This is a genomic window from Xanthomonas sp. NCPPB 3200 (genome assembly GCF_056393585.1).
The window spans coordinates 796,044-808,198 of sequence record NZ_CM150785.1 but is presented as its reverse complement, the minus strand read 5'-3'; the positions used below and the strand labels follow the sequence as shown (position 1 = coordinate 808,198).

Here is a 12,155-nt window from a genome sequence, read left to right as displayed (position 1 = left end):
CCTCTACTGACGCTTCGCGCCCACTGAGGAACGCTGGCCCATGTCCGAGCCAAGCGTTGTCGCCGCCACGTCCATCGCCCTGCCGGAGATCGAGCCGGATGCGCTCCGGCAGATCCGCCGGCTGCGCGACATCGCGCCGCTTGCCGCGCCACTGTCGCGCTCGTGGCGGCGCTGCCTGGACGATTACGCGTTGTTGCCCGAGGCAGCCCCCGAGCCGCTGGTGCACGATGCGCTGCACGTGCGCGAGCGCCAGCAACGTCTGGGCGATGTGCTGCGCATTGCCAAGGTGGAGATGGAAAACCTCTACGAGCAGATCGCCGGCAGCGGCTACGCCGTGATCTTTGCCGATGCCGAGGCGACCGTGCTGCACAGGGTGCACGACCCGACCCTGCTGCGCGAATTCCGCCAGGCCGGTCTGTTCTGCGGCGCCAGCTGGGCCGAGTGTCACCAGGGCACCAACGGCCTGGGCACCTGCGCCGCCGAACGCACCGCAGTCAGCGTGCACCGCGGCGAACATTATCTGACCCGCCATCTGCCGCTGTCGTGCAGCGGCGCACCGATCCTGGACCCGCATGGCGGGCTGCTGGCGGTGCTGGATGCGTCCACCCCCAACGCGCAAGACGGCAAGCAGATCCAGCGCCACACCGTGGCCCTGGTGAGCATGTCGGCGGCGCAGATCTCGCGCTCGCATTTCCTCAACCAGTTCGGCCATGCCTTCATCCTGCGCTTCCATAGCCGGCCCGAGTTCGCCGGCCTGCTGCACGAGGCACTGATCGCGATCGATACCGATGGCCGCGTGCTGGCAGTCAACGAGGCGGTGCTGGAGCAACTGGGCAAGATCGATCGCAGCCAGCTGGTAGGACGCAACATCGCGCAGGTGATGCAGCTGGATTTCGACACCCTCGAGCATCGCGCCGGCAGCGATGCCGGCACCTTGTGGTCGATCCGCTGCGCCTGCCACGGGCGGCGGTTCTACGCACTGGTGCGCCCGCCGCGCGCGCGCGCTGCGCTGCCGGCGGTGGGCGGGCCGGCGCAGCTGGCACCGGATACCGAGCTGCAACCCGGCGAACATGTCGGCTCGGATTCGCGCATGCGCCACAACCTGGCCAATGCATTGAAATTGGCTGCGCATCGCGTATCGATTCTGCTGCGCGGCGATACCGGTACCGGCAAGGAGGAATTCGCCAAGGCGGTGCACCGCGGCTCGCCATGGGCCGGCGGCGCGTTCGTGGCGATCAACTGCGCGGCAATTCCCGAGGCATTGATCGAGAGCGAATTGTTCGGGTATGCGCGCGGTGCCTTCACCGATGCCGCGCGCGAAGGCCGCCATGGCAAATTGCTGCAGGCCAGCGGCGGCACCCTGTTTCTGGATGAAATCGGCGACATGCCGCTGCCCTTGCAGAGCCGCCTGCTACGCGTGCTGGAAGAACAATGCGTCACCCCGCTGGGCAGCGAACGCGCGGTACCGCTGGAGCTGCACGTGATCAGCGCCAGCCATCGCGATCTGGCGCAGCGGGTGGCGGCCGGCGAGTTTCGCGAGGATTTGTATTACCGGCTCAATGGCGTGGTGCTGCACCTGCCACCGCTGCGCGAGCGCAGCGACAAGGCCGAGTTGATCCGCACGCTGCTGCGCGAGGAAACCAGCGAGCACAGCGTGCGCATCAGCGAAGAAGCGATGCACAAACTGCTGAGCTACGCATGGCCGGGCAACCTGCGCCAACTACGCAATGTGCTGCGCACGGCGGCGGTATTGTGCAGCGACGGAGTGATCCGCCTGCCGAATCTGCCGCAGGAAATCGTCGATGCCGGCAGCGCACCGTGCCTGGTCGATGGCGGCGCGGTGGCCGCCGACGACATGCCCGGCCGCGTCGCACTCGACCAGGCCGAACGCCTGGTGCTGCAGCAACAACTCGAACGCCACCGCTGGAATGTCAGCCGCACCGCCGATGCCCTGGGCATCAGTCGCAACACGCTGTATCGAAAGCTGCGCAAGCATGGCCTGGATACCGGGTGATTGAGGGGCGGGGATTTGGGATTCGGAATTGGGGATTCGTTAGAGCCCATGCTGGTTCTTGGCGCTGGTATTTGGAGCGATTTATCAAGAGCACTTCTTGACCATCAGGTGGGTGCCGCTGTTGTTTGGTGCGGCATGCACCACGTGTCAATGCCGCGATTGTGGAGCGGATGATTTGGAGCTTGGTTGCAGGGCCCTTGCCCGCCCACCCTCGCAGGACACGCCGCAAATACGTCCATGTAGGCTCTTACGCGGCATCCATGCCGCGTAAGGTCCCGCGACGGTGGGCGGGCAAGGGCCAGTCGAGATGGTCGGTGTGCATGGTTTTGAACAAGGCAACCAATCAACTGTCTGGTGCGGTGTCCTCACCGCTTGCGGGACCGTGTGGCGGCATGGATGCCGCCACCGAGCCCCCAGGGACGGGTTTACGGCGTGTCCTGCGAGCGGTGAGGGCACCGCGCCCTCGGCTAGCGCAGCTCGGCACCATCCAGATAACGCTGCGGGCGACTGGCGATTGCACCTGGCGCCTTGCGAATTCCTAATCTCCAATCCCGAATCCCCAGCCTCATAACGCCCAACGCAACCCGATCAGATACTGCCGCGGCACACCCGGCGCGAGGAACCTTGCCGGGCCGGTTTCCACCGGCGCATCCTGCGGACGCGCGAGTTCGCCATCGGGGAACACGTCTTCGGCCACGGCCGCGTAGGTCGCGTAGCGGCGGTTGAAGACGTTGTCGATGCGGGCGAACAGCGACAGCCGCGCGCCGAGTTGCCAACGCGCCTGCAGATCCACCAGCGCGTAGCCGGCGGTGCCGATGTCGATGCGCTCGGGTGCGGGCTCGTCGTCGTCGGCATTGTCGACCTGGCCATCCTCGTTGCCGCTAGCCACGCGCCCGGACACCGCACGCACCCCAGCGCCCAGGGTCAGCGCATCGTGCTGCCATTCCACGCCGAGCTTGAGGTTGTGGCGCGGCAATGCGGCGATGCGCAGGCCTGGACGCAAGGCGATCACGCGCTCGCCGGACAGCAGCTCGCCATCGCTGCGGTAGGTCGCATCCAGGAAGCTGTAGCCGGCCGACCATTGCCAGTCGCCGCTGCGCAGACGCAGCGCCAGATCCGCGCCTTGGTAGCGGGTGCGGCCGACGTTGTCGAAGTAACCCAGCTGGGTGTCCGGTGCACGCAGGAACAAAATGTCGTCGCGATTGTCGGCGCGGTACACCGACAGGCTGGCGTTGCTGTTGGCCGACGGCGCCCAGCGCGCGCCGAGCTCGTACGTGCGCGAGACGATCTGCTCCAGACGCGGGTCGGCTTGCAGGCCGGTCGGCAAGCGGCATGGCTGGGTGGGATCGGCGCAGCCCAATTCGATCGCGGTCGGTGCGCGGCTGTTTTGCGCGACCGAGCCGTACAGCGTCAGTCCCGAATCGAGCCGATGGGTCAACCCTAACGATGGATTGGCCTTGGCATAGACGAAGCGCTCGCGTGGGCGGTCGCCGTCGTCGGCGGTGGAAAGGATGTTGTCCACCACCACGCGGTTCCAGCGCACTGCGGCACTGAGATGGGTGGCAGCGTCCAGCGCCCAGGTGTCGGCGACGAACACGCCCAGCGTCTTGGTGCTGCCGCGCACGCCGGAAAAAAACGCGCGCTCGGCATCCGGATCGGCAGCGACCGAGCGGTCCGGTTGCACCCAGCCATCGCGGGCGAATTGCTGATAGCGCACATGGCCACGATCAAAGGTGACGCCGGTGCTGAGCGCATGCGCACCCCATTGCCTGCTCAGGTTGACTGCCAGGCCTTGCGCCTCCTGGCGCATCTGGGTGGTGTTGAGCGCGCCGGTAGGCAATGCATCGGCATCGGCGCGTGCGACATCGCAATCGGCATCCAGCGCGCTGCCATCGTCGGCGTAACCGGAGGCGCATTCTTCGACGAATTCCTCGTAGTCCTCGCCGATATCGCCATTGACGGTGTCGCGGCGGCCCACGCGTGCGTAGGCCAGTGCATGCAATGCGGTGTCCGCAGTGAAACGATGGTCCAGTTGCGCGGTGAACAGCGTATTGCGATTGCGGGTGAGATCGGGCGAGGTGTACACCGCGCGGCGGTCGGCGCGATACAGGCCGGGCTCGGGGCCATCGTCGGTGTAGCGCGTATCCGGCAGCAGGCCATTGCCGATCAGGCGGCTGCGCCCGTGCAGTACCGACAGGCTCCAGTCGGTCTGCTCGCCCTGCTTGCCGACCTTGCCGAACACGGTTCCCAGGCGGCCCTCGGAGGCATCGCGCCAGCCGTTCTCGTCGAAACCGGTCACCGCGACGAAGCCATGCCAACCGTCCTGACTGGCGAGCCCATAACTGGCATCCAGGCGCTTGCGCGCACCGCTGCCGATGCTCAGCTCGCCCTGCACTCCTGGTGAGGTGAGGCCTGATGCGGTAGACAACACCACCGCGCCACCGAGCGTGTTCGGCCCGAACAAGGGATTGGAGCCGGGCATCAGGGTCACTGCATTGATTGCCGACTCGGGCAGCATGTCCCAGCTGACGATGTCGGCGAATGGTTCGTTGAAACGCACGCCGTCCAGATACACCGACACGCCTTGCGAGGCGCCGGGCAAGGCGGAGGCGCGAAACCCGTGGAAGGTGAGGTCGTTCTGGAACGCGCTGCCCTGCACATCGTTGCCATCCACGCCGACGAAGCGCCGCTGCAACAGATCGCCGAGGTTGTTGCTGCGCGCGCGCGACAGCTCGCTGTTGGTGGCCGATTGCACCATGTACGGCAGTTGCGCCGCATCGATGGTGGTGCCGGGGATCGGCGTGGCGGTGACCTCGATGCGGTCCAGCCAGGTCACCTGCGGCGCCTCGGCCGCCACTGCCAGCGCACTGCTTGCGAGCAAGGCGCTGGCGCAGGCGCCTGCCAGTGCGTGATGGTGCAACTTCGCTGTGCTGCGTGTGCCTGCTGCCATCTGCGTCTCCTCAATAGAGCACGATCGATTTGATGCCGCGCGCCGCACGCAAGTCCGCCAGCGCCTGATTGATGTCGTCCAGCGCCAGCGTGCGGGTGATCAACGGCGCCAGCCGGATGTCGCCGTGCAGATAGCGCGCGACATAGCCGGGCAATTCGCTGCGCCCTTTCACTCCGCCGAAGGCGCTGCCGCGCCATACCCGTCCGGTCACCAGTTGAAACGGGCGCGTGCTGATTTCCTGCGCGTCGTCGGCCACGCCGAGGATGACGCTCTCGCCCCAGCCCTTGTGGCAGCACTCCAGCGCCGCGCGCATCGCGCCGACATCGCCCACGCATTCGAAGCTGTGGTCGGCGCCGCCATCGGTGAGGTCCACGATCACCTGCTGGATCGGTGCGCCGTAGTCGCGCGGATCCAGGCAATCGGTGGCGCCCAACGCGCGCGCCAGCGCGAACTTGGTCGGGTCGATATCCACCGCGATGATGCGCCCGGCCTGCGCCAGTACCGCGCCCTGCACCACCGACAAGCCGATGCCGCCCAGGCCGAACACCGCCACGCAGTCGCCGGGCCGCACATGCGTGCTGTTGAGTACCGCACCGATGCCGGTGGTGACCGTGCAGCCGAGCAGGCAGACCTGATCCAGCGCTGCCTCCGGCTGGATCCGCGCGACCGCGATCTCCGGCACCACGGTGTATTCGGAGAACGTGCTGGTGCCCATGTGGTGCAGGATCGGCCGGCCGTGCAACGAGAACCGGCTGCTGCCATCGGGCATCAGCCCGCGCTCCTGGCTGCTGCGGATCGCCTGGCACAGGTTGGTGCGGCCGGAGCGGCAGAACTTGCACACGCCGCATTCGGGCATGTACAGCGGGATGACGTGATCGCCGGGCTGCACGCTGGTGACGCCGATACCGACCGCTTCGACGATGCCCGCGCCCTCCTGCCCCAGGATCACCGGGAAGCTGCTTGCTTGCCCGTGCGCCAATGCATGCGCATCGCCATGGCAGATCCCGGTGGCGACCAGGCGCACCAGCACCTCGCCGGGCCGCGGCGGCTGCAGGTCCACCTCTTCGATGGTCAGCGGCTGGTGCGGACCCCATGCCACCGCAGCGCGTGTCTTCATCCGGCCTCCCTGGCGCGCTGCGGCATGCCCGCCGCTCAGCGCGCGATGACCACGCCCCACGGCAGTTCGCCGACGGGGATCTGTTTGATCTCGCGCAACGCGACGGTGTCGATCACGCTGACCGTGTTCGAGCGCCCGTTGGCGACATACAGCTTGTCGCCGGCCGGGGTCAGTGCCGGATTCCACGGCCGCAGCCCCACCGCGATTTCGGCGAGACTGCGCGCAGTGTTGGTATCGATCACGCTGAGCGTGCCGGCACCGCCGTTGGACGCATACAGCCGCGTGCCGTCGGCCGACAACGCCACGCCGGCCGTGCGCACGCCGGCCGGCAGGCTGGCGCGGCGTTGGCGCGTCTGCAGGTCGATCACGTCAACCACGTTGGCGGTTTCCTGCGCGATGTAGACGCTGTGCCCGTCGGGCGCGAACGCCATGCCGCGCGGATGACCGCTGGTGGCGACCACGCCACGCGAGCGACCGGTGGCCAGCTCGATCATGTCCATGTCGTTGGAGCCCTCGTTGCTGGTGAGCAGCCACTGCCCGTCCGGCGTGTAGGCGCAGTGCTCGGGCGCCTGCCCGCGCTTGGCGATCACCTGTTGCACGCTGAACTGCGCCGCATCGATCAACATCACCTGGTTCTGGCCTTCCACGCACACCGCAAACTGCTTGCCGTCCGGCGACAGCGCAATGCCTTCGGCGTTCTCGCCGATCTCCACGCTGCGCAGCACCGCGTCCTTGTCGGTATCGAGTTCGATCAGGCGGTGATGCTCGGCATCGATCAGGTACAGATGCCCCTGCGGGCCCGGCAATACCTGCTGCAGACGCTTGCCCAGTTGCCCCTGCGCGCTGAGCGTACGCACCACCGTGTCGGTGTGCGTATCGATCACCGACACCGTGCCGCTGCGCTGGTTGGGCACATAGGCAAATACCGGCGGAGTTGCGGGCACCGGTGCCGCGGCCTTCGTTGCAGGCATCGTTGCAGGCATCGCTGCCGCCGGCGCAGCGTTGGACGCCGACGGCTCCGCATCGCGCCGGCAACCGGCCAAGGCCAGCAGCGCGCCCAGCGCAGTTGCTGCAAGGATGTGCTGCCAACCGGTTGGCGCTGGCCTCATTGCGCCTTGCCCGCGGTCTTGTTGATCGAATGGATGAAGGCGAGCAGTTTTTCGGTGTCGCCCGGCTTGAGCACCGGCGCGAACGGCGGCATCTGCCCGACCACCTTTTCATGCCCGACCCGCGTCTTGCCGTGGGTGATCATCGCGGCGGTGCCTTCGCTGATCAGCGTGCGCAAGGTGTCGTCGTCGCTGCCATACACCCAGATGTCGTTGGTCAACGGCGGGCACATGCCGCCGCCACCGGTGCCGCCATGGCAGGCATTGCAGCCGGCGGAGAAATAGATCTTCTTGCCCTCGGCGATCAGCTCGGGCGTGACCTTGACCTCCGGCCCCTTCGGGATCGGCACCACGGTGGCCGGCGCTGCGGGCGGCGTGGCCGGATCCGGCGCAGGCCCGGCGGCCGGGTTGGGCACCGCGGCGCTCGCCGCCGCAGGCGCAGGCGCGGCAGTGCCGGTGGCCGGCGCCGGCGGGCTGGCAGCCGGTGCGGTGGCCGCCTCAGGCGCGGGCGCGGGCGGCGGTGCGTCCTTGCCGCAGGCGGCCAGCACGACGCTGAGCATCACCGCGCACAGCGGTGCGCGCATGGAACGATCGAAACAACCCACGGTGGACTTGCGCATGAACGAACCTTTCTGATCGGAGGGAGCACCGCGCACCCCGTGCGCGCGGCGGGTGACACAGTCATTGCCGGGAGGGGCGCCTGGCCTCGGTAAGCAGCGTGGCCAGCGCGTTATCGCCGCGTGCCTGCGCTAATGCAGCGGCGGTCTTGCCGTCGCGATTGCGTGCGGCAGGGTCGGCGCCGGCCGCCAGCAGGCGCTTGGCCGCCGCGTCGCGCCCGGCCGCGGCGGCCAGCATCAATGCGGTGACGCCGGCCTGGTTGGCGTGGCCAACGTCGGCACCGCCGGCCAGCACCGCATCGAGCATCGCCGGGTCGTCGCGCGCCACCGCGAACATCACCGGCGTGAAGCCGGTGGCATTGGCACGCCGTACATCCGCGCCCGCCTTGAGCAAGGCCTGCACCACGCCGACATCGGCGTAGGACACCGCCAGGTCCAGCGCGCTCCAGCCATCGCTGGAGACGGTGTCCACCGGCGCGCGCTTGCCGAGCAACCTGGCCACGCTATCGGCATCGTTGGCCCAGGCCGCCTTCATCAAGGCGGTCCAGCCGCTGCCATCGCGCGCATCCAGGCGTGCGCCGGCATCGAGCAGCAGGCCGACCAGATCCGGTTCCTGGTTGCGGATGGCCTGATGCAACGGCGGCTCGCCGAGCAGGTTGGGACGGTTGGCATCGGCGCCATGCCGCAACAGCCACGCCGCACGCACCGCGTCGCCTGCATCCAGCGCATGCGCCAGTTCCTGGTTCGGATCGGCACCGTCGGCGATGCGCAGTTGCAGCTGCGCCAGCTCCTGCGAGGACGCGGCCGGGCTTGGCGCCTTGGATACTGGCGTCGGCGTGGCATACGGCCCGTGCGCGGCCAGATCGCCGGCCGCCACGCAGTCGCCACAGCGCACCAGCGGCACGTGATAGCTGCGCAGGATCTCGGCGATCTTTGCTGAACTCTGTTGCATGGCCGTGTTCAAGGCATCGCGCAGGTCCGCGTTCTTGCGCGACACCGCCCACGCCATCGAATACTCCAGCACCGCATCGTCGATGGTATTGAGTGGCACCATGCCCAGGCCGCTGCGTTGCGCGTAATAACCGGCCACCGGGCCCCAGGATTCGGCCGCATCCAGTTCATTGGCGGCGACGCGCTCGACCAGCTTGCCGGGATGTTCTTCCGGCGCCGTGGCCGAGTCGTAGAACAGGTATTGCACCTGGCCGCTGATGCCGTGCTCGTACAGGGCCTGGCGTGCGGGCGAGCTCTGGAACACGCCCAGCCGCAGTGTTTTCAGCGCCGGATCGTCCAGCGATGTCGGCACCAGATCCAGGCCCTTGCGCGTCACCAGCACATAGGCCGAGCGATACAGCGGGCGCGTGGTCAGGCCCTGCTCGAAATCGCTGTTGAGGTCCATCAACACATCGCAGCGGCCGGCAGTGATCGTGCTGCGTGCCAGCCCGCGTTGGTAATAGGTGCGCCACTCGTATTCCAGGCGCCGGCCCATGGCATCGGCCACGACCTGCGCAATCTTGTTCTGAAAGCCCTCGCCGGCCTTGTTGGACAGCGGCATGTTGCCCGGGTCGGCGCAGACCCGCAGCACGTGCGGATCGGGCGTTGGCGGTGGAGTATTTGTCGCAACCGGTGCCACAGTGGAGGCAGCCGCCGTGGCGGGCGCCGCAGCGGAAGCAGAAGCGCGAGCCGTCGGTGAGGACGGCTCGCGGGTGCAGCCTGCGGCGACGAGTCCGAGGCTGCAAAGCACCAGCAGCCGACACAGCTGTCGGTGCATGCCACGCGCACCGGCAGCGAACTGCCAGTGCGCGCGTCCAACGCCTTGCGTGGAACTCATCGTGCGGTCTTCGCTGCGGTGTTGGCGGTGCCGCCTGCAGCCGCCGTGGCGGTTGCACTGGCGGTCACGGTCTTGCCGGCACCATCGATCCGGAAGCTGTGCACCATGCCGCCGAGTGGGATCTTGTCGAAGCCGGCACCGAATGCCAGACCGGCTGCGCCCAGCGCGCCATACGGATCGGACGGATCCAGACCTGCGGCCACCGGCAGGCCGATCCAGCCACCGATGCCGGAGAACACCGCCACGTACTGGTGCCCATTGGCCTTGTAGGCGATCGGGTTGCCGATGATGCCAGAGGGCAGTTTCATCTCCCACAGCTTCTTGCCGGTGTCCTTGTCCACCGCACGGAACCAGCCATCCAGCGTGCCGTAGAACACCAGCCCGCCGTCGGTGACCAGGGTGCCGCTCCACACCGGGAACTTCTCCTTGATCTCCCACTTGGACTTGCCTTCCACCACGTCGAAGGCCTTGACGATGCCCAGTGCACCCGGCTCGTTGGGCTTCATCATCACGTTGGCGAACACGTAGGGCAGGCCCATCATGGTGTTGCCGCGTTCCTGCGGTTCCAGCTCCATATGCCAGTTGTTGGTGCCGCAGAAGAACACCGCCGCATTGGCCGGATCCACCGAGCACGGCTGCTGGTCCTTGCCGCCCATCGCCGACGGGAAGGCCTGCACCTTCTTGCCGCGCTCCAGCGGCGAATGCGCGGCCACCTTGACCGGGCGGCCGGTCTTCATGTCGATGCGTTCGGCCCAGTTGGCCGGTACGAACTTGTGCGCGCGCAGCAAGGTGCCGTCGCGGCGATCGAGCACGTAGGCAAAGCCGTTGCGATCGAACTGCACCACCGATGGCACCTGCTTGCCGTCGATGGTCAGGTCCACCAGGATCGGCTCGTTGATGCCGTCGTAATCCCACTGATCGAACGGGGTCTTCTGATAACCCCACACCGCTTCGCCGGTATCGATCTTGCGGGCGAACAGGGTCATCGACCACTTGTTGTCATGCTCGCCGTTGTTGCATTCCTCCTGCGAGGTCTTGCCGCAGCGATACGACGGGCTCCACAGGCCGGGATTGCCGGTGCCGTAGTAGAGCAGCTTCAACTTCGGGTCGTAGCTGTACCAGCCCCAGGCCGCACCGCCACCACGCTTCCATTCGTCGTTGGGAAAGGTCTTGACGCCCAGATCGCCGAGCTGGCCATGCTGCGGGTTGGCCTTGTTGAAATCCGCACCCAGGCAGATCGATTTGTCAGTACCGGCCGCATCGCAGGACCAGGCCTGCTTGCCATCGGCCAAGTTGTAGGCAGCGACACGCCCAAGCACGCCGAACTCGTTGCCGCTGATGCCGGCCACCACTTTGCCGTCGGCGATGATCGGTGCCATGGTGATAGTTTCGCCCTTGTCCGGGTGCGCGAGTTTCTGCTTCCACACTTCCTTGCCGGTCTTGGCATCGAGTGCGATCACATCGCCGCTCAGGCTGCCGAACACCAGCTTGCCATCGGCATAGGAGGCGCCGCGGTTGACCGTATCGCAGCACGCCACCGCCACCGAGCGTTCGTCCTGCTGCGGGGTGTACTTCCACAACACCTTGCCGCCGTCGTCCTGCGCTGCCAGGTCGATGGCGAACACGTTGTTCGGATACGCGCTGACCATGTACATGACGCTGCCGATCACCAGCGGCTGACCTTCGTGGCCGCGCGTGGCATCGGTCTTCATTTCCCACGACATCTTCAGGTTCTTGACGTTGTCGCGATTGATCTCGGCCAGCGGACTGTGCCGGGTGAGCGCGAAGTCGCGCCCGATGCCGCCCCAGTTGTCCGGGTTGCTGGCATTGGTGGTGAACTCGCTGTCGGTATCGACCACGGCGGCGGCCGCCGGCGCGGCGGGTTTGGCGGCCGGTGCGGGCGTTGTCGTCGTTTCCGTGGCGGCGTCTTTCTTGCAGCCGGCCAACGCGGCGCTCAGCGCAAGCATGAGCAGCACACTGCTGCGCAGGCTGCGACAGGAAGATTGGTGCATATGCGTCTACCCCTCTCGATTGAACAACCAGTCGGTTGAAACATCCCGCAGCGCAGGCGTTGCACCCGCCAGTTGCACCGCGGACGTCGGAAACGTCGAGAGGGAAAGAGCAAACGCCATGCCAGCGCACTGGTGCGACGCACCATGTTGGAGCAGCAGGGTTTGATGTGATGGCAGTCGCTTGCGCAAGGCGCACTGTCACGGTTCTGGCACAGTTTGCGCCGGGCGTGCTGTGACATGGATGGTGCAGCGGGGGTGGGACTGCCTGTCGGTCAGTGCTGCGCACCTTGCACGCTTGAGGCGACATAGCTGCTGTGGCTTGCGCAAGGCAACACCTCACCTCACCGAAGGCCAGCTACGTCGTCGAACGGGGTGCTGCCACGTTTCTCTTCTCCCATCGGGAGAAGGTGCCCGAAGGGCGGATGAGGGTACGGCGCAGACAGCCGTGTGCTGTCTGGCTTGCTGATGACGCGTTGCAAGATTCAGCAGCGTCCACGCCCCTTCGAGCGCA

The 12,155-nt window shown here is 67.0% G+C and carries 7 protein-coding genes; 1 reads left to right on the top strand and 6 read right to left on the bottom strand.

Annotated elements, in window-relative coordinates:
* Nucleotides 1-40 precede the first annotated feature (40 nt).
* On the top strand, nucleotides 41-2,014 hold the full coding sequence (locus AC06DU_RS03420; RefSeq protein WP_478203571.1) for a sigma-54-dependent Fis family transcriptional regulator: 1,974 nt from the start codon (nucleotides 41-43) through the stop codon (nucleotides 2,012-2,014).
* Nucleotides 2,015-2,579: 565 nt separating this feature from the next.
* On the opposite strand, the gene AC06DU_RS03415 is transcribed toward AC06DU_RS03420, so the two are convergent.
* The 6 genes from AC06DU_RS03415 to AC06DU_RS03390 are packed head-to-tail and all read right to left on the bottom strand — an operon-like array spanning nucleotide 2,580 to nucleotide 11,644.
* Complete coding sequence (locus AC06DU_RS03415) at nucleotides 2,580-4,964, bottom strand: TonB-dependent receptor (protein ID WP_478203570.1); 2,385 nt, start codon at nucleotides 4,962-4,964, stop codon at nucleotides 2,580-2,582.
* A gap of 10 nt (nucleotides 4,965-4,974) precedes the next feature.
* Nucleotides 4,975-6,081: an S-(hydroxymethyl)glutathione dehydrogenase/class III alcohol dehydrogenase gene (locus AC06DU_RS03410; protein ID WP_478203568.1), complete on the bottom strand. Its 1,107-nt coding sequence runs from the start codon at nucleotides 6,079-6,081 to the stop codon at nucleotides 4,975-4,977.
* Nucleotides 6,082-6,116: 35 nt separating this feature from the next.
* Nucleotides 6,117-7,190 carry a beta-propeller fold lactonase family protein gene (locus AC06DU_RS03405; RefSeq protein WP_478203567.1) on the bottom strand — a complete coding sequence of 358 codons (1,074 nt, stop codon included), beginning with the start codon at nucleotides 7,188-7,190 and terminating at the stop codon, nucleotides 6,117-6,119.
* Nucleotides 7,187-7,843, bottom strand: a complete 657-nt coding sequence (locus AC06DU_RS03400) for a c-type cytochrome (protein WP_047128075.1) — start codon at nucleotides 7,841-7,843, stop codon at nucleotides 7,187-7,189. The genes AC06DU_RS03405 and AC06DU_RS03400 overlap by 4 nt, the downstream gene beginning before the upstream one ends.
* A 25-nt stretch (nucleotides 7,844-7,868) precedes the next feature.
* Nucleotides 7,869-9,632: a quinoprotein dehydrogenase-associated putative ABC transporter substrate-binding protein gene (locus tag AC06DU_RS03395; RefSeq protein ID WP_478203566.1), complete on the bottom strand. Its 1,764-nt coding sequence runs from the start codon at nucleotides 9,630-9,632 to the stop codon at nucleotides 7,869-7,871.
* Nucleotides 9,629-11,644 carry a methanol/ethanol family PQQ-dependent dehydrogenase gene (locus tag AC06DU_RS03390; protein ID WP_326520423.1) on the bottom strand — a complete coding sequence of 672 codons (2,016 nt, stop codon included), beginning with the start codon at nucleotides 11,642-11,644 and terminating at the stop codon, nucleotides 9,629-9,631. The genes AC06DU_RS03395 and AC06DU_RS03390 overlap by 4 nt, the downstream gene beginning before the upstream one ends.
* Nucleotides 11,645-12,155 lie beyond the last annotated feature (511 nt).